Origin of the sequence: Bacillus sp. FSL H8-0534 (assembly GCF_038005885.1) — a bacterium.
GTDB lineage: Bacteria > Bacillota > Bacilli > Bacillales > Bacillaceae_G > Bacillus_A > Bacillus_A pseudomycoides.
Window position 1 is genome coordinate 345,556 of the sequence record NZ_JBBOUC010000001.1, and the last position, 18,658, is coordinate 364,213.

Below are 18,658 nucleotides of genomic sequence, written 5' to 3' on the forward strand. Positions count from 1 at the left end.
TGATTGTTTTTATATTAAAACTAATTAATCATTTTCGCATTTTCAAAAAGATATTCGAAATAAAAAATAAAATGTAATAAAGTCACTACAGTACGGAGTTTTTTATTTCTATATATATGTGGTGGTTTATTTTATAGAAAGATACAAAAATATATTTTTGATTAAACCCAAAACAGTTCATTCTAAAAATGAATTATTTTTTTATTTGGTAACAAAGTAATGAAAATGAGGTTTAACATTAATAATATTATTATGTAAACTATAACAGGTTGAAAAGGAATTCTTCATGTTTCATAGAATTATTTCATAGTTAAAAAATGAAATAATTCTATGAAAGAGGGGGATAAAGATGAATCCAATTGTAGCAATTACAAATGCTGTAATGGATGGAGAACAAATGTAAAGTTTGTTGATGAAGGACATAGTATTACTTCTGGAGGAATTTCGTCCGGAATTAATATGTCATTTCATGTAGTGAAAAATTTATTAGGGGTAGAAATTGCAGAAGCAATAGCAAAAAGAATGGAGTATGATATTGAGTTGTGCAATTAGTTGAATATGAAAGTCTTATTTATGTAGTGGGATAAAAAAGATCAGTAACAATGAATTGTTACTGATCTTTTTTTGTTTAAAGCTTTCGTATATATGTTAATTCTTCTTCTAATAGAAGTGGTTGTACAGAAGCAGCGGCATTTTCGGCTGCTTGATTAGCTGTTTTTGCTCCGGGAATAGCAACAGATACAGCAGGATGCGAGAGTACATAACGAAGGGCCAACTGCCCCAAAGTTTGTTTAGGGTTTGAAAGGGATCTCAATTGTTCAACCTTTCGTAAATCATCTTGAAACCATGTTTCTTTTGGCCAATCTTGTCGTAAATCACCATCAGGGAATGTTGTTTGATCAGTAAATTTTCCTGTTAATATTCCCATTTTTAATGGTCCACGAATGACAGCTCCTAAGTTTTTCTCTTGTAAGTAAGGTAAAATATCATTTTCAGGTTCTCGGTTAAGTATGCTGTAGTCAATTTGTATAACATCAATCTGCCCGTCTTTATTAAAATTTTTAATATATTGTAAATCATGCGTAGAAACACCAACTGCTCTTACTTTTCCATCTCTTTTTAAAATTTCAAATGCGCGAAGGAACGCTTCGGTTTCCTCTTTTTTATCCCACCAAATATGACAAAAATAAACATCAATGTAATCTGTTTGCAGGCGAAGTAAGCTAGTTTCAAATACTGCAATTACTTTTGCTGCTGTATCGTAGACAGGTTCCCCATCAGGATCATAGTGATGACCAATTAAACCTCCCTTTGTGGAAAGGATGATATCATTACGATGTTCTTTGATTGCTTGTGCCACTAATTTTTCACTATGACCTAAACCATATACATCAGCGGTATCAATAAAATTTACTCCGCATTCAATTGCTTTTTTCATTGCAGAGATAGAATGTTTGTCATTTACAGGACCCCATTCATCGCCACCAATTGCCCAAGCGCCAAATCCAATTTCAGAAACGGTTAAACTGGTTTTTCCTAATGCGCGGTATTTCATTTGTTTACCTCCTTAATAAAAGGAATCCCTAATAAATTATTCACTGAAAAAGCGAATGTGTTTGTGAGATCTTTTTGCTTAGCTTAAAAACATAAAACACTAATATATAGCACAAAAAATAAAATTTTCATCTGAAATATAGAGATGTCGTCGAAAGCTATCTCTAATTGGTTAATTTATGAGATTTTTTTATGGAGGAGCTTATTTTACGAGAAGAGAATTTAGGTTAGTAAGAAAGTATGCCTGTGGTAGTGAAATAAAATGGGTTAGGGGGATTTAAAAAATGAGGAAACTCAAGAAAGTAAATGTTCCTAATACACCACAATATCAAACACAGTCTAATGAATACCGAGTTATAAATAAGAGAAAAGTACGGCGATTTGTTTTAGTTTTTATTTTTATTCTTTCGGCCACTTTTTATATTCAATATATCCTTACTAAGCAACAAGAAATGATTGTAGAAAAGCGAGATGCGATTAAAAATCAGCAAAAGCAATTACTTTCTTTAGAAAAAGATTCGCGTTATTTAAAGAGTAAAGTTGAAAATTTGACAGATAATGAAGAAGAAATTTTAAAGTTTGCGAGGAAAGAGTATCAATTCTCTAAGCCGAATGAAACTATATTTGTACTACCTAAGTAGATATGCAGTAATGAAAAGGAAACATCTGTTAAAAAACAGTTAGCAAATTAGCTAACTGTTTTTTTATACTAAATATTTTTATTCGTTCTTTGTAGGCAGTAATACTTTCTTATCAAAAGAAATGAGCTTGGAGGAAAAAGAAAAACTCCAGTGGTTAAAGTCTCACTTTATAAAAAGATATGTCATAACTGAGAATCTGTATAGATGGTATAATTCTCAAAAAAGGAGAGGGTAATATGAAAAAAGCAGACTTTATATATGAATTAGAGAAACGGATTGAAAGTATAAACGGAGACGTAAGTATCATGATACAAGGGGAAATTATGTATCGGTACAATGAACAATTGGTGCATCCATCAGCTAGCCTTATTAAGTTACCTATTCTTTCATGTGCTATAGAAAACATGAAGGATGGAACCTTAAATCCATATGAATTAATTCCTATTTCATCCCTCGAAAAGACTGGAGGAAGTGGCATTGTTGCTGCATTACATACACCAAATGTAACGATACAAGATCTCATTACGTTGATGATTACAGTTTCTGATAACACTGCGACAAATTGGCTTATAAATAAGTTGAAAATAAATGATATTCAAAAACATATTGATTCACTGCAGCTAAATGGAACGAAACTACAACGATATATGATGCAAACACCTAAAGAAACGGGAAAGGATAATTTCACAACAGCTGAAGATATTATATCTCTTCTAAAGCATTATGATAACGATGAACAATTTTATTACCCACTTGAAAAACAACAATTAACTCATAAATTATGTGGGAATTTAGAGGGGATTGAAGGACTTTCCATAGCAAACAAAACAGGAGAACTGCAAACTGTTACACATGATGCTGCACGACTAAACATAAATAACAAAACGGTATATGTAGCTGTTTTAAGTTCAAATGTTGAATGTGTAAATCATACGAATTATATATTTTCAGAGATTGGACATTTAATTGTACAATATTTACTAAAATAAATATTGTTAAAATTCTGTCAATTATATATAATATACAGTAAGCGGATACATTTCTTAATTAACGATGAGTCTACAGCTTATTCGCCTGTTAAGAAAACCGTTATCCTTGTATAAGAAAGGAAGATTTATGTGTACGCTTCTAATACGATTTATATCGTAGGGGACGCAAAAGCACCTCAAAACAATCCAATTACAGAAAAATTTAAAAGCTATTTTGTTGCATTTGTTGTTGAAAAAGATACAGGGAAAATTGTAGATGCGGATTGTTCAGCAACCATTTCATTAACTGCTCAATTTGTAAAACATTTATTTCTACATAGAAATATGAATGATCCACAATTAGTAGAAGAAATTAAAAACCGTTATTTCGGATCATCTCAAAAAGCATTGCTTGTAGCATTAAAAGATGCACAAAAAAAATATAATCAAATTGCTGCTTTGTCTACACATTCATAGACAAAATCCAGCCATAAGATTCATTCTTATGGCTGGATTTTTTTATTGGACAGAAAGGATGAATAGAAATGAAAATCATGGATCTAACAGTAAAACGTCGCTATATTAAGCTTCATACACCGTTTAAAACAGCTTTGCGCACTGTAACAGAAATTGAAAGTATTGATGTTTTTATTCACACAGATGAAGGGATTGTAGGAAAAGGGGCTGGGACTGCGACTCCAGTTATTACTGGGGATTTTGCGAGTGGAATGGGAGAAGCTATTTTAGGGCCAATCCGCTCTGTGTTAATCGGGAAAGAATTGCAGCAATTTCAAACGTTGTTGTTACAAATCCAAATGAGCTGTGTAGGCAATACGAGTGCGAAGGCAGCAGTAGATATGGCTGTATATGATGTGTATTGTCAATTTCATAATATCCCATTATATGCGTTATTAGGTGGAAAGAAAGAGATTCAAACAGATATTACAGTAAGTGTTGATGAACCTTTATTAATGGCGAAAGAAGCAAAAAGTCATGTGGAAAAAGGCTTTAACACATTAAAAATTAAAGTTGGTAAATCAACAGAATTGGATTTAGAACGTATTGAAGCGATCAGAAATGTTGTGCCGAAGGATGTAACTTTGCGATTAGATGCAAATCAAGGATGGAGTCCAAAAGAAGCTGTATCGATTATTCGAGAAATGGAAAATAGAAATTTAAATATAGAATTTGTAGAACAGCCCGTTCATGCGAAAGATTGGGAAGGAATGAAATATGTAAAAGATCATGTGCAAACACCAATCATGGCTGATGAAAGTGCTTTCTCGGCGCAAGACGCTTTAAAGCTTGTTCAAGGGCAATACGCCGATTTATTAAATATTAAATTAATGAAATGTGGCGGGATACGGGAAGCATGGAAGATTGCCGATATTGCTGGCGCTGCCGGTGTAAAATGCATGGTTGGTAGCATGATGGAATCATCGCTTTCTGTGGCGGCAATTGCACATGTAGCAGCCGCTCATCCAAATATTCACTACTTTGATCTTGATGCTCCTTTATGGTTAATGGAAGAGCCAAGCGGAATCACATATAACGGACCAAGGGTAAACCTGCATCACGCAGTGAATATAGAATAAAGTTTCGGCAGAAGAGTTGTTTTTGATGTCACACTTTGCTTGAACAGGGAGGCATATTAATAAAAGGAGGATGTGTTTATGAGAAAATCCATTACTTTGCTTTTTAGTTGTTTGTTAGTATTTTCATCTATTTCAGTTGCAAATGCTGAAGAGGTAAAAAGTAATCAAGCGTATGTAGATGTGGCAGCAGCAACATTATGGACTGGGCCAAATTTGCTTCGTCCAATTGATGAACCAAGTGCGATGAATCCAGTTAATCTATGGAAATGGACGAAATCGATGACGCTCGATGAAAAGCTTTGGTTAACAAGTACAAATAAATTAGAAACACAAGCTTTATTGGGGCAAGAAGTAACAATCATTGATCGGCAAGGTGAGTGGGCAAAAGTAGTTGTTCATGGTCAGCCAACGCCAAGAAATGAAGCGGGATATCCAGGATGGGTCCCGGTAAAACAGCTAACCTATAATCAAGAATTTGCAGGGAAAAAGGAACAACCATTTGTTCTTATTACAAAACCGACAGCTATTTTATACATTAATCCATCTGATAAATATAAATCTTTAGAGGTTAGTTATAACACACGGTTACCACTAGTAAGTGAAGATAATATGTCGTTTCGTGTATTATTACCAAACGGACAAAAAGCATGGTTACGGAAAAATGATGGAATGGTTTATAAATCGCAAAATGAAATTCCTGTTCCAACAGGCGACGATTTAGTGAATACTGGGAAGTTATTTTTAGGATTGCCGTATATATGGGCTGGAACAAGTGGTTTTGGTTTTGATTGTTCTGGTTTTACACATACAATTTACAAATCTCATGGTATTACAATCCCGCGTGATTCTGGTCCACAATCAAAAGCAGGTATTGCTGTTGAAAGAGAAAACTTGCAAAAAGGTGATTTGCTGTTTTTTGCTTACAATCAAGGAAAAGGAAGTGTTCACCACGTAGGAATGTATATTGGAGATGGGAAAATGATACATTCTCCAAATGCAGCGAAAACAGTTGAAATTATACCAGTAGATACACCAGGTTACATTGAGGAATATGCAGGTGCACGTCGCTTTTTACCTTAATATGAAAGATTAGTAGAAATTTAAAAAGGGGGTTTTAAAGTGAAAAAGGTTATTCGCTTTTCATTGGTTAGTACGTTACTTCTTTCTTCGTTTTTAGCTGGTTGTGGAAAAGAAAAGTCCACGACAAAACCAAAAGAAGAGAAGAAAGTATTGCAGTTAACAGAAACAGGAGAAATTCCATCATTAAATTCCTTAAAAGTAACAGACGCTGTTTCATTTAACGTATTAAATAATGTAATGGAAGGATTATTTAGACTTTCAAAAAATGATGAGGTCATTCCTGGAATTGCTCAAAAGCATGAGATTAGTAAAGATGGGAAAACATATACATTTCATTTGCGTGATGCGAAATGGTCTAACGGTGATCCTGTAACAGCACATGATTTTGTATATGCTTGGAAGCAACTTGTTAATCCAGAAACGGGCTCTGAATATGCATATATTATGTATGATGTGAAAAATGCAGAAAAGATAAATAAGAAACAAATTGGATTGGATGAATTAGGAGTAAAAGCTCAAGATGATAAAACGTTTACTGTAGAGTTAGAACACCCTGTCCCTTATTTTACAAAATTACTTTGTTTACCATCCTTTTATCCAATTAATGAGAAGTATGCGAAAGAACAAGGAGATAAATATGGTTTAGAAGCAAATAAAACTCTATATAATGGACCATTTACATTATCAGAATGGAAGCATGAAGCAAGTTTTACAATGAAGAAAAACAATCAATATTGGGATAAAAAAGAAGTGAAATTAGATGAAGTAAATTACCAAATTGTTAAAGAAATTTCGACCGTAGTAAATCTATATCAAACAGATAAAATTGATCGTGCTGTTATTTCAACAGAATTTGTTGATAAATATAAAAATGATAAAGAATTGAAACAATATACAGATCCGGTTATGTATTTCTTCCGATTTAATGAAAATGTACCAATTCTAAAAAACAAAAATGCCCGCCTCGCACTTAGCATGGCTTTTGATAAAAAGGGACTTGCGACTTCATTTTTAAACGATGGATCAGTACCTGCAAACTACTATGTTCCAAATGGCTTTTTAAAAGGGCCAGATAAAAAAGATTTCAGGGAAACAACGACAGAGTTTAATAAAACGAATGTGAACAAGGCAAAGGAATTTTGGGAAAAGGCCAAGCAAGAAACAGGAACGAATGAAGTTACGTTAGAAATGTTAAACTATGATTTAGAAAACTTTAAAAAAGTAGGGGAATATATTAAAGAACAATTAGAGAAAAACTTACCAGGATTGACGATAAAAGTGAAACTACAACCGCATTCTCAAAAACTAGCGTTAGAGAAAAAGAAAGAATATGAAATGTCATTATCGCGTTGGTTACCGGATTATCCAGACCCGATGACTTACTTAGAAGTCTTTATTTCAGAAAGTGGTGTCAATAATACTGGTTATGCAAATCCAGAATATGATGCATTAATTAAAAAGACAAAAATGGAATTAGGAAATGACGAAAAGGCACGTTGGAAAGCGATGCAAGATGCAGAGAAAATGCTATTGGATGATGCGGTAATTGCACCGGTGTTCCAGCGCGGATTATCTTATTTACAAAAACCATATGTGAAAGATTTATATATACATCAATTCGGACCCGCGACTAGCTTGAAATGGGCAGATGTGAAAAAATAAAATGAAATATACAAAAAACAGACTGTGCCTAGAGAACAGTCTGTTTTTGTATATAACAATGTTTCATTCTTGAAATTAATAAAAGAGGGAAAAATCATGTTATAATTTACCAGGATTAAAATTAAGATTTTATTGAAGGGGGAAAAGGATATGTCTATTCATGTGAATGTAAAATCAATGAATACGAAAAGACTCTATATGAGAAAACCTCGTTTAGAAGATGTGGATGCTTTCTATCAAATTGTAAAAAACAATGAGGTAGGTAAGTGGCTTGCTATATCTAGAGGTATGTCACCAGAAGAAACTGAACAATATATTGGAAAGTTCATAGCGCATTGGAATGAACATAATTTTGGTGTATGGCTTATATTCAATCCTATCACGAGGGAAATGATGGGACACTGTGGTTTAAGGTATATTGATGGAACAGAAGATTTAGAAATCATGTATCTTCTCGATCCGAAGTTTTGGGGAAAAGGATATGCTACAGAGGCAGCCCATGCATCGATCCAATATGCTTTTCATGATTTGAAAGTCAAAAAATTAACTGCAAGAATTAGAATTGCCAATGAGAAGTCAAAGAATGTTTTAGAAAAGGCTGGATTTAAGTACACACATGATGTGGATTTTGATGGACATCAATTATCATATTATGAGTATAAGAATTTATTCCGATGAAAATTTGAATATTCATACAAATTATCCAGATAGTTTGTAAACATCGTATAGATTTATATACAAGTTTAACTTGTCGAAAGATAAAATCATTACTGAATTTAGAGTGTGAAAGAAATACAAAATCTTGTATAATTAAAATGTTTACTTGGAAACATTTCTTATAATGGATGCGTACATAAGTTGTGATAAGAGGGGGAAATACATGTAAATGATAGATGAATAGAATGGAGCATTTTTACGGAATAAAGGAGAAGAGAAAGAATGATGACGTGTTGTAAGCAAGGGTTAGAATTATTAGTAGACATGCAATATCGAGGTAATAAGAGAATGATTGTAAGTGGTTCTAGTGTAAGGTGGGTAAACAAATGAAGATGAAGCATGCTTTTGGCCCAATCATTTTAGCATGTATAATCTTTATCGTTATATTGCTTATTCCATCTAAATATCTAGTTTCACTTATTAGTAATGAAAAGGTAGAAGATGCGGCGACTTCATTACAAAAAGAAAAATTACAAGGTGTTTTTTTACAACAAAAAATGTTGGAGAATTTGAATTATTTGCCGATGTACGGTTCATCTGAATTTTCCCGAATGGATGCATATCATCCGTCTAACTATTTTAAAGTAAAACCCGAAGGATTTACACCGTTTCTAATAGGAACTGGCGGAACGCAGAGTCTTGCTCATATTTTAAATGTGACTTCCACAATGGATCAATTAGAAGGAAAAAAAGTAGTATTTATTCTTTCACCACAATGGTTTACCAAGCAGGGGGTAAATGAAGGGAACTTTAGTAGTAACTTTTCTAAACAGCAAACATATCATTTTATTTTTAATGATCAAATAAAACCTGAAATGAAAAAGAAAATTGCGAAGCGGTTGCTAGATTTTAATGTTGTCCGCAAAGATTCTATATTAAAAAGCTCACTAGAAGGTATTGTATATAATGATACAACCCATAAGATAAAAGCGGGAGTATTGAAGCCGATTGCTTATATAAACCGAAACATTGCGGATCATAAAGATTTAGTGACATCTATATTCAATATAAAGCCAAAAAAAGAACAAAGAAATATGGAATTACGTTCACTTTCTTGGGAAGAAACAAGAAGGCATGCTGAACAGGTTGGGAAAGTAGAGTCTACATCAAATACATTTGGAATTGAAAATCCATATTACTATAAAAACAAATTTCAAAAGAAATTACATGGATTAAAAGGATATAAGGCAAAAGAATCTTATGATGAATCGCCAGAATATGAAGATTTACAAATTATTTTAGATATTTTTAAGCAAAAGAAAGTTAAACCGCTTTTCATTTCTGTTCCTGTAAATGGACCTTGGTATGATTACGCAGGGTTCCCAAAAGAACGTCGTGATGTTTATTATCAGAAAGTTCGAGAACAAGTTGAGAAAGCTGGATTTCCAGTTGCAGATTTTACTAGTCATGAATATGACAAATACTTTCTAAAAGATACCATTCATTTAGGATGGAAAGGCTGGGTATATGTGGATGAAGCATTACAACAATTTCATGCAGGGAAATAAATTTTAAGATTAAACCAAAAACAGGAACGGCTTTTTAAGCTGCTCCTGTTTTTTAATACAAAGGATTCTGATGTGGACAATTAGGAAATGGATGTATATCTTGAATTTGCCTAAAGTCATAATGTTTCATTGCGAATTGCGCTTGATACAAGTATTCATACAAATAAATATGTCCACCATGCACACCGCATAAAACTCCAGATGTACCCTGACCATTTACGAGAGAAACACCAACGGGCTGACCAATTAAATATTGTACTTTTTGTTGCCAATGCATGTGTATATCTCTCCTTTTAAGATAATATACAAACTTAGAGAAGGAATGGTTGCTTATCCAGTTAATTTTACATAGGAGGATTTTAATACTTATTATCGATTTGGGAAAGAAAGTATGAAATTAAATGATTATTTCTTGGGTCTTGTTCAACATGATTTAAAGCATAAAGAAGAAATTCTGGATCTTTTAGAAGATAAGCATATCAAATTATAAAAGTAATAATAAAAGAAAAATGAAATAAAACATCATACATCTAATTGAATGTATGGCGTTTTATTTCAAATTCATTATCTCGAATGATTCATTTAAACAAGTTTTCTTCGTTTCTTTAGCCATATTTTTAAAGTGAAATACAAAACAATTAGTATTACTCCGCCAATTGCAAACGATGTTACATACGGCCCAGCAACTTCATCGATATTGCCCCAATTTTCTCCTAGCTTTTCACCTAAATAGATAAAGATGATTGACCACGGGATAATCGCAAGCGCTGTAAGGGTAATAAATCGGATAGGTGACATTTTTGTAATGCCGGCAGGGATTGAAATGGCATGACGAACGACTGGAATGAAGCGTGCTGTGAAAATAACACCGGTTCCATAACGATTAAACCATGCTTCTGCAGAATCGATTTGTTTTTTTTGAATGAAAATGTACTTGCCATAACGCTCTAGTACAGGTCTTCCTCCGTAACGCCCAATCCAATAAATAAAGATTTGTGCGATAACACCACCAATAGTACCAAATACAATGGCGCCTATAAATGAGATGTTTCCTGAAGATACTAAATAACCTGCATAAGCGAGAACGATTTCACTTGGAATAATCTCAATCATGAGTCCAAACATTATGCCCCAATAACCTAGTCCTTCTAAAAATAGTAATACAGAATGAATAAAACTACCTAACATGTTGCACCTTCTATATGAAATTTTTTTAGAGTAAGAGAAAAAATATTCCTTACATTTTTAGTATACGGGAAATTATAAAAGAATAGGTGTGGAATTTTATTTTAAAAGATTAACTTCATAAATAATTGTTCGCTCGTCTCAAAAAATGAAACGAGCGAATAGTCTTTACTTCCTTACTTTTAATTTTTCTAATTCTTTTTGTACTGCTTCTTTTAGTTCAATCTCCGTATCGTCTGTATAAGAAATAGGCTTTATTTGATTAAAGTAGTTACTAGCTGAGGCCTCAGCTTCTATTTTTTGAATATAACTTTCTACTCTTGCGAAGCCTTTCACTGCATTTTCTGTATGAAAAGATGCAAGAGTTTCATTGTTTTCTTTCATTGTACGTGCTACATGTAATCTGGAAACAAGTACGAGTTCTTTATATTGTAATTCTTGGTATTCTTTTTGTAGTTTATCAATTTGCTCATATAGGATTGAAGTTTGTTGTTTTACTACATTGTACTGTTCATGATACATTTCTAGTTTTTTCTCATGTGCAATTTTTTCTTGAAGTGCTAATTGTGCCATATCATCTTCATTGCGAGACACCGCAAGCTCAGCCTGACGAAATCTTTTTGCAATAACAACCTCTGTTCCTGTAATAAGAGATTCATATTTTTTTTCTAGAAATAGCTGCTGAGATAAAGCTTGTTGTGCTTTTACCACTTGTTGCTCCGTTTCTCGTATGTATTGTTTTAACATACTTACCGGGTTTTCTAGTTTATTTAAAGCTTCATGGACATCAGCGGTTACAATGTTTTTAATTCTTCTAAAAATACTCATTTTTATTTCTCCTCTTTACGAATTTGTTTTTCCCATTGATCAAGAATATCCGTTTTATTATTTGATATGACTATATAGCTGTCTACTGTATAGTCAGTTGTAGAGTGGAGTGAGCTTTGTTTTCTTTTTTTATAAAGCCAAATTGGAAATACCACGACAACGAAAAGAGGGATCAATGGTAATATACCAATGATAATAAGAAGGATACCAATCCATTTTCTTATTATTTGATCTTCTGCCTTTTTGAGGATAAACCATCCTAAAAGAATGGAGCTTAACTCAATTGTGAAAAGAATAAGGAAAATCCCATCAAATTTTTCTTTATGATGCTTTTCATAATGTTGAAAAGGCTTCTCGTTTTCGAAATTCTCTTGTTTGAGATGATGTCTTTCATCTTTAAGGTAAGAAGCTTGTCCCCTATATTCCTCAGCAAAGGCCTCACGTTTTGCATGATGCCATCTTTCCATCTGCAATCCGCGGGTTCCTAAAAATACTGCCAAAAGGGAGAAGGCAATAATACTTACCCATATAAGCCAACGGAATTTTGTACGCTTCTTTTTTTGTTTCTTCACATTCTCACCTCCTGCCATATAGTTGTGTTTCTTTCATAACTGGAAAAAATGAGATTTGCATAACGATCATAACGTACAAATTTGAAATTTTATTTTAGCTTCACCATCTCCTTTGTGTTTGTATTACTTATAGTAAAGCGTAGAAATTAGAGCCGTGTGAAAGTTTGATGGAGATAGAATGAAAAGTATATTAGAAATTTCTCATCTTGTAAGTGAGCTGTTTTTTTAGTAGATAAAAGAAGAAAAAACTTCAGTTCATAGCCCTAGTATTACAAAGTTTCTTTTAAAAGAGAGAAGAAGAGCGAACAGTGGGAGATTTTCTTTGCTTAATTAATGAAGTAATATTAGATGAAATACAGTATTTTACTACTTTAAAAATTGTTGAAATGGCAGAATTAGTACAATTATCTCTTCTTCCCTTTCAAAATTTAAAGTGGGAAGGAGAGATGAAAGAAGATTTTGTGATCTATAAAGAAAGGTGCGTATTTGGAATTTTAACTGAGAATAAGAATCTTAATATTTTTATGAAGAGAAACTATTATTTTGATGATATTTTAAAGACTTCAAAGTATATTCAAGATGTAGTTCATTTATTGCGGAGAGAGAGTGTATATTACTTGTAATACAAAAGTTCTAAAAAAGAGGAGCGCAAAGCGCTCCTCTTTTTTTATGGCTTTACATCTAAATTTTGTAAAAATAATGTTGCAGAAACATAGCGTTTCGCTAACATTTGTACATATGCCGTATGTACAGAAAGTGTTGCGATAATAATCGCATTACGAATGGCTTCTCGTTGCTCATTGTTGATTTGATCAAACTGACTTGCGATTTTATCTGCTTTTTCTTTTACAATATTTTCAATTGTACGAATGGTATCAGTCGCGTTTAATTGTAAACAACCACCTTGATTCAATTCCTCAAATAAAGAAGAATAAGCGACGTATAAATGAACAGGATTGATTAAATCATCACTTCGATCTGCTGGATCATTTACGATGAGTCTTAACAGCTTACGAATGGATTCAAAATCAAGTGCTGTTTTTAAATCTTCAACAATGAATAATAAAGCTGCTTGTTCGATAGAATATTTTTTTCCTTTTTGTGGTGAACCAATCATTTCTTTTATATCTCGTTTTACCCAGTTTTGCATAGCTGTTACAGAAAAACTGGTATTTTCAATTTGATTACCAAGCGCAACGATCTCATTTAAAGAAAAGCCAATATCTGTATCTTCAATTTTAATGAGCTTTTCAAAAATAGGTGAAAGAGCGGTTGTAATAAAAGCTGTAACACTTTGTCCACATTCAATATCTTTTTTATGTGACTTTGCCCAAGCTTCTTGTAAAATAACGAGAGGCTTTTTTGCATTCCATCCTCTAAGAGAAAGAAGGAGCATTGCCATTTCGTTTCGTGTGAGATGAAATGTTTCCATCTTTTCACCTCCAAAATTATAAAAGTTCTTATGAACTTATAATATGTTTTGTTGCTTGTAAAGTCAATTCTGTTTTTCATTATTTTTCCTGTCATTTTATAAATTGTTAATAAAGTTAAATAAATAACACTTGCTTATTATAGAAAAAGTTCATATAATAGGTTCATAAGAACTTTTTGTTTAACTTTAAAATAAATCTATCATTCTTATTTTAAAGAAAGATAGATTTCACATATATCTATAGTAAAAGGAGAATGGATATAATATGTTGAAAAAAATCGTTACAGTAATGACTGCATTAATGGTTGTTTTTGGGGCTAGTAGCTTTGTTTTCGTAGATCATGCGGCAGCGAAAAGTTACAAGTCAGGTCAAAAATCATTTACACCAAGTTCAGGACAAAAATCAAAAGTTGATTTAAACAAAAAAGATTCTAATGTGAATGCACAGAAAACAAACCCTGATACAAAAACAAAAGCATCAAACACAGCACCGAAGAGTAATAAAGGGAGCTTTATGAAAGGTTTATTACTAGGTGGTCTTGGTGGTCTACTAATGGGAAGTTTATTTGCAAACATGGGAGCACTTGGTTCTGTATTAGCGTTCATGGTAAATATGCTAGTAATGGCTGGTATCGTAATGTTAGCGATTCGAGCATTTAAATATTTCAAAAATCAACGTAAGAAACAGGCAGAAGAAGCAGTATGGAAACGATAAAAATTTCTGAACAAGAGCTGATAAACGCACTATGTGTGTATATCGCAGAAAAGCGACAAGTTGGCCCAGAAGCAGTTTTAGTTGAACTAATGTATGATGATGACTATGGTTTTTCTGCTGAAGTAGAAGTAAATGGTCGCAGGCAAATTTTAATTCAAGCAAACTTAATTGAAGCACTTCGCTTATGGCTTGATAGGGAATACAATGTCAATCCGTTTGCGGCAAGGTTACAGCTTGAGTTAGATGATGAAGAAGGTATTTTCGCATTGGCGAATTTAAATAACTCGGATGAGTAGTCAAAAGGAGCTGTTGAGATTAATTTCAACAGCTCCTTTTAGTATGCACATTTTTAATGAAATAATGAACCTAGTAGTTAAGTAAGGGTGAATACCTTTACTTCTTCATTTGTGTGCCCAGCTAAGCTGGGCACTATTCTCTAGGCAATGAATTATATAACTTCTTGAGGCGGATTTTGATCATCCTGATTTAAACAAAAATGACTCCAAAGTTCATTCATTTTACGTCTACCAGCGGTAACCATTGGGTTAAATTGAATTGCAGCTTGTTCGCGGACAGCCTGGACATTCTGGATAGCTTGCTGTAATTGTTGTCCGACTGAGTTTAATTCTGTACAAGCATGCTTAACAATTGAAAGACCGGCAACAGTTCCTTGCGCCATAGCAATTTTCCCACTTTCAATTCCAGTAATATTTCCAGCTACAAATAATCCGTGAAGAGGGGTTTCCATTGTCTCTGAATGGAATGGGACATGTCCACCCAGTTCAGGAATGTAATGGAATGGGCATCCTGCTACGGCAGCGAGCTCTGCAAGTGGATATAATCCTCCTGCGATACAAACAAAGTCTGCTTCATATATTTCTTCTGATCCTTTTATAATATTTCCTTTCGAATCAATGTTAGCAACACGAACACCCTCTACTTTATCCGTTCCGATAATTTCAATTGCAGCTTTGCGAAGGTGGAGTGGTGTACCATTTATTTTTATACCGTTATTCGGATAAAAGGTTAAACCAGCTTTTCGAATCCAGTCATGTTTCATAAAGCGACTTCCGATGCGTAGTAAAGCTGATGGGGCAAGGTGGGCAGCGTTTAATAGTGACTTTAAAACTTCCTCTGGTTCACCAGCTTTTTGGCTAAGGTCACCCTTTTCAGGGAGTACGATATGATCAACAGTAATACCAGCTAGTTGTAATTCATTTAAAATTGCAAATGATAAAATATTGGCTCCGATAATAATTCCTTTTTTCCCAACTTGGACTCTATGAACATTTGTCATAACTTGAGCAGCGCCAATTGACATGACTCCTGGAAGAGTCCAGCCAGGAAGTGGGATAGAGTATTCAGCAGCCCCGGTAGCAAGTAGTACAAAGTCTGCTTCAATTGTACCTATGCTTGTATGTACATACCAAATGTTTTCGTCTTTTTCTAAATTGTATACTGACACACCGCATCGAATATCTACTGAGAGTGCTTTTGCATCTTGATGAAGGCGTTCGGATTCTTTTATTCCGTTCCACCATTCTCCAGTTGGTTCTTGATGTAATTGTCCTAACAATCGTCCGCCAGGCTTCATAAATTCATCAATAACAAGTACGTTAAGTCCAGAACTAGCACAAGCAATTGCACCAGCTAATCCTGCTGGTCCCGCGCCAATTACAATTACATCCATCATCGCTTTTCCACCATCTTTCTAATAATATTTGGATGCTGTTTCCCACTTTCAACAATCATTTCGTTTTCTACAACAGTTAAGCACGCTCGGACGTTCATTTGATTATTAACTGTTACGCGGCATTCAGAACAATGTCCAATGTTACAGTAAATTCCTCTAGGTGTACCACTATCTTCGTGAACGCGTAACGTTCTAATTCCATTTGCAAGAAGGGCAGCAGCAATCGTTTCATTTTCATATGCTTCGTATTCTTTATCGTTAAATTGAAATGAAATACGTTTTCTATCGTCTAAGTTTCCTAAAATAGGATGATGTAAAATTCTATTCATTGCTTTTCACCTACCGCTCCAAAAGTTACTGCGCGTATTGGTGGTTGATATTTTAATGGAATCTCATGAGGTGATGTTCCAGGATTTGCAATTTCTATCATTCGATCTATTGTCGTTCTACATGTACGCCCCCCGCAAAAGCCCATCCCAGCACGTGTTCTTAGTTTTAGCTCCCGAGCCGAGCAATTATATGCAGTAATTGTCGATTGAAGTTGTCCGTATGTAACTTCTTCACAACGACAAATAATTAAATTCTCTTTATTAGACATGTATATTCCTCCTCTAGTTCGGTTTACAAAAATTATAATGCAAAAGGTATGCCAATATAGAGGAGGGGAGGTTTTATTGTAACCCGAGTCTTTTTAAGCGGTTGTATAAAGTAGCTCTTGTTACACCAAGTTGTTTCGCACATTCTAATTTATTACCATTTAAAATTCGTAAAGCTCTTTTGATCACTTTTTTCTCGTGTTGATCCATCTCTTCTTGTAAGGAAAAAATCGTGTTGTTGTTACTGACTAATGAATAATGAGATGCTATTTCCTCTGGAGTACTGTTTGTATGAAAGGGTAAATATTCTTGCTTTATAATGCCGTCCGTTGCAAATACGACGAGTCTTTCTATAACGTTGCGCAGCTCGCGAATATTCCCCCGCCAATCGTAATGAAGGAGTTCGTGCATAATTTCTGGGGGGAAATCATGAATTGGCCTTTTGTAATTTATTGAAAAGTCGTTTAAAAAAGAATAGGTTAATTCTATAATGTCTTCTCGTCTTTCACGTAATGGTGGAATGTGTAAGCTAACTACATTTAAGCGATAATATAAATCTTCACGAAATGTTCCTTTTTTCATCTCTTCTTGTAAATTGCGATTTGTAGCTGCAATAACACGAAAATCAATATTAATTTCTTTTTCTCCACCGACACGATAATATTTTCGTTCTTGCAGTACACGCAAAAGCTTAACTTGCATATCGAGTGGCATTTCGCCTATTTCATCGAGAAATAAAGTGCCACCTTGTGCAAGTTCTATTTTGCCTTTCTTTCCTTTACTATTCGCTCCAGAAAAAGCTCCGCGCTCATAGCCGAATAATTCACTTTCAAATAATGCTTCTGGAATTGCACCACAGTTAATCGAAATGAAAGGGGCATTTTCTTTCTCACTTGCTTCATGAATCGCTTTCGCAAATACTTCTTTTCCGACACCGCTTTCTCCTAGTATTAAAACGGTCGATTTAACAGAGCAAACTTTCCTAGCCAATTGGATCGTTCTCTGTATGACAGCACTCTTTCCTTTCATGGAATGAAAGGGATCGGATGTGTCTTTATATTTTGCTACTTCTTGTTCTAAGCGGTGCACTTCATGTGACATATTAAATAACTTTTCATTTAGTACAACCTGACTTGTAACATCCGTTTCAGAAACGACTGCACCGATAATTTTGTTGTCGCAATAAACAGGATTTGAATTAATTAATACAAATAGATCGGAGCGAGGTTGATGATACTGAGCTACTATACGTTTTCCTTTATGTAATGATTGTAAAATTTCTAGATCTTTATAATCAAAAAAATGAGTAATAGGTTGTCCGATAATGTCTCCATGTTTTACTGAAAATATTTTTTCGGCTCCATCTGTCCATGTACGAACACGTTCATTATCGTCGATAACAGTAACTGAAGAATCTGTCGTTTGAAGAACGGTATTGTAAAATGCCTGTAATTGATTGTAAGAATTATAGAGAAAAGGGACCATTTGGGTAACAGTTATACAGTGTGTTGGATCTTGTGTTTTATTGAGAATAACGACTGCAAAATGATTAGAAAATGCTTTGATTAAATTAGAGAAGGAGTCTTCTTCATATAAAGTTGCACAAAGTAATTCTTTCGTATGTGCAGTAAGGTAATAAAATTCGCCATTTTTTTGTTTGATGTGACTTATGTCGAATGTATGATTTGTTGAAAAATATTTTATAAGTTCTTTTATTGATGGGAATGAAAATGCCATATTATCCTCCTGTAGTGTGAAAAATTTTAGACACTGATAAAAAAATAATACACTTATTTCTGTTAAATTCAAAATATTTTTACATCTATTTTTCTCACATATGAAAATAAATATATTTTGAGTTGGCATACCAATTGCATAAATAGAGGATGAGAGATTTGAAAGAAAGGAGGGG

At 33.7% G+C, this 18,658-nt stretch carries 21 protein-coding genes and 1 pseudogene; 12 read left to right on the plus strand and 10 right to left on the minus strand.

What is annotated here, in order from left to right:
• Positions 1–396: 396 nt before the first annotated feature.
• Positions 397–552: pseudogene (locus tag MHH71_RS01945) on the plus strand (DJ-1/PfpI family protein); the annotation flags it as partial.
• A gap of 76 nt (positions 553–628) precedes the next feature.
• Here MHH71_RS01945 and MHH71_RS01950 read toward each other — a convergent pair.
• Entirely contained in the window at positions 629–1,555 is a 927-nt protein-coding gene (locus MHH71_RS01950; protein WP_006095072.1) for an aldo/keto reductase, read from the minus strand.
• A gap of 283 nt (positions 1,556–1,838) precedes the next feature.
• Between MHH71_RS01950 and MHH71_RS01955 the strand changes: the two genes are divergently transcribed.
• The 8 genes from MHH71_RS01955 to dltD all read left to right on the plus strand — a co-directional run bounded on the left by MHH71_RS01955 (position 1,839) and on the right by dltD (position 9,725).
• Positions 1,839–2,195, plus strand: coding sequence for an FtsB family cell division protein (locus MHH71_RS01955; RefSeq protein WP_006095071.1), 357 nt, complete (start codon positions 1,839–1,841; stop codon positions 2,193–2,195).
• 236 nt (positions 2,196–2,431) lie between these two features.
• Positions 2,432–3,184 (plus strand): serine hydrolase, encoded by a 753-nt coding sequence (locus tag MHH71_RS01960; RefSeq protein ID WP_018780649.1) that lies wholly within the window; start codon positions 2,432–2,434, stop codon positions 3,182–3,184.
• A 129-nt stretch (positions 3,185–3,313) separates the two neighbouring features.
• Positions 3,314–3,640, plus strand: coding sequence for a DUF3870 domain-containing protein (locus tag MHH71_RS01965; RefSeq protein WP_003198042.1), 327 nt, complete (start codon positions 3,314–3,316; stop codon positions 3,638–3,640).
• A 68-nt stretch (positions 3,641–3,708) separates the two neighbouring features.
• The gene (locus tag MHH71_RS01970) at positions 3,709–4,758 is read left to right on the plus strand and encodes a dipeptide epimerase (protein ID WP_003198044.1); all 1,050 of its coding nucleotides are present in this window, start codon (positions 3,709–3,711) and stop codon (positions 4,756–4,758) included.
• A gap of 78 nt (positions 4,759–4,836) precedes the next feature.
• Entirely contained in the window at positions 4,837–5,838 is a 1,002-nt protein-coding gene (locus tag MHH71_RS01975; RefSeq protein ID WP_006095070.1) for a C40 family peptidase, read from the plus strand.
• Positions 5,839–5,877: 39 nt separating this feature from the next.
• Positions 5,878–7,500 (plus strand): peptide ABC transporter substrate-binding protein, encoded by a 1,623-nt coding sequence (locus MHH71_RS01980; RefSeq protein WP_006095069.1) that lies wholly within the window; start codon positions 5,878–5,880, stop codon positions 7,498–7,500.
• 150 nt (positions 7,501–7,650) lie between these two features.
• Positions 7,651–8,178, plus strand: coding sequence for a GNAT family N-acetyltransferase (locus MHH71_RS01985; RefSeq protein ID WP_033798921.1), 528 nt, complete (start codon positions 7,651–7,653; stop codon positions 8,176–8,178).
• 365 nt (positions 8,179–8,543) lie between these two features.
• Positions 8,544–9,725, plus strand: a complete 1,182-nt coding sequence (gene dltD / locus MHH71_RS01990) for a D-alanyl-lipoteichoic acid biosynthesis protein DltD (protein ID WP_033798920.1) — start codon at positions 8,544–8,546, stop codon at positions 9,723–9,725.
• A gap of 52 nt (positions 9,726–9,777) precedes the next feature.
• Here the strand turns inward: dltD and MHH71_RS01995 are convergent, their stop codons facing one another.
• The 4 genes from MHH71_RS01995 to MHH71_RS02010 form a co-directional block, all read right to left on the minus strand.
• Entirely contained in the window at positions 9,778–10,002 is a 225-nt protein-coding gene (locus MHH71_RS01995) for a hypothetical protein (protein WP_006095066.1), read from the minus strand.
• A 305-nt stretch (positions 10,003–10,307) separates the two neighbouring features.
• Positions 10,308–10,913, minus strand: a complete 606-nt coding sequence (locus MHH71_RS02000; protein WP_006095065.1) for a DedA family protein — start codon at positions 10,911–10,913, stop codon at positions 10,308–10,310.
• A 165-nt stretch (positions 10,914–11,078) separates the two neighbouring features.
• A complete protein-coding gene (locus tag MHH71_RS02005; RefSeq protein WP_006095064.1) occupies positions 11,079–11,738 on the minus strand; it encodes a PspA/IM30 family protein in 660 nt (219 codons plus the stop codon).
• A 2-nt stretch (positions 11,739–11,740) separates the two neighbouring features.
• A complete protein-coding gene (locus MHH71_RS02010) occupies positions 11,741–12,310 on the minus strand; it encodes a hypothetical protein (RefSeq protein WP_240516948.1) in 570 nt (189 codons plus the stop codon).
• 308 nt (positions 12,311–12,618) lie between these two features.
• Here MHH71_RS02010 and MHH71_RS02015 point away from each other — a divergent pair, with 308 nt between their 5' ends.
• Positions 12,619–12,933: a hypothetical protein gene (locus MHH71_RS02015; protein ID WP_006095062.1), complete on the plus strand. Its 315-nt coding sequence runs from the start codon at positions 12,619–12,621 to the stop codon at positions 12,931–12,933.
• Positions 12,934–12,977: 44 nt separating this feature from the next.
• Here the strand turns inward: MHH71_RS02015 and MHH71_RS02020 are convergent, their stop codons facing one another.
• Positions 12,978–13,742 carry a DUF1836 domain-containing protein gene (locus MHH71_RS02020; RefSeq protein WP_006095061.1) on the minus strand — a complete coding sequence of 255 codons (765 nt, stop codon included), beginning with the start codon at positions 13,740–13,742 and terminating at the stop codon, positions 12,978–12,980.
• A 265-nt stretch (positions 13,743–14,007) separates the two neighbouring features.
• On the opposite strand from MHH71_RS02020, the gene MHH71_RS02025 reads away from it, so the two are divergent.
• A complete protein-coding gene (locus tag MHH71_RS02025; RefSeq protein WP_003198066.1) occupies positions 14,008–14,457 on the plus strand; it encodes a hypothetical protein in 450 nt (149 codons plus the stop codon).
• Entirely contained in the window at positions 14,445–14,753 is a 309-nt protein-coding gene (locus MHH71_RS02030; RefSeq protein WP_018765672.1) for a YxcD family protein, read from the plus strand. Before MHH71_RS02025 ends, MHH71_RS02030 begins: the two co-directional genes overlap by 13 nt.
• A gap of 152 nt (positions 14,754–14,905) precedes the next feature.
• Here MHH71_RS02030 and MHH71_RS02035 read toward each other — a convergent pair whose 3' ends face one another.
• The 4 genes from MHH71_RS02035 to MHH71_RS02050 form a co-directional block, all read right to left on the minus strand.
• A complete protein-coding gene (locus MHH71_RS02035; RefSeq protein ID WP_033798919.1) occupies positions 14,906–16,150 on the minus strand; it encodes an NAD(P)/FAD-dependent oxidoreductase in 1,245 nt (414 codons plus the stop codon).
• Positions 16,147–16,479: a (2Fe-2S)-binding protein gene (locus MHH71_RS02040; RefSeq protein ID WP_018780641.1), complete on the minus strand. Its 333-nt coding sequence runs from the start codon at positions 16,477–16,479 to the stop codon at positions 16,147–16,149. Before MHH71_RS02040 ends, MHH71_RS02035 begins: the two co-directional genes overlap by 4 nt.
• The gene (locus MHH71_RS02045; protein WP_018765669.1) at positions 16,476–16,748 is read right to left on the minus strand and encodes a (2Fe-2S)-binding protein; all 273 of its coding nucleotides are present in this window, start codon (positions 16,746–16,748) and stop codon (positions 16,476–16,478) included. The genes MHH71_RS02040 and MHH71_RS02045 overlap by 4 nt, the downstream gene beginning before the upstream one ends.
• Positions 16,749–16,821: 73 nt before the next feature.
• The gene (locus MHH71_RS02050) at positions 16,822–18,483 is read right to left on the minus strand and encodes a sigma-54 interaction domain-containing protein (RefSeq protein ID WP_006095059.1); all 1,662 of its coding nucleotides are present in this window, start codon (positions 18,481–18,483) and stop codon (positions 16,822–16,824) included.
• Positions 18,484–18,658: the final 175 nt, after the last annotated feature.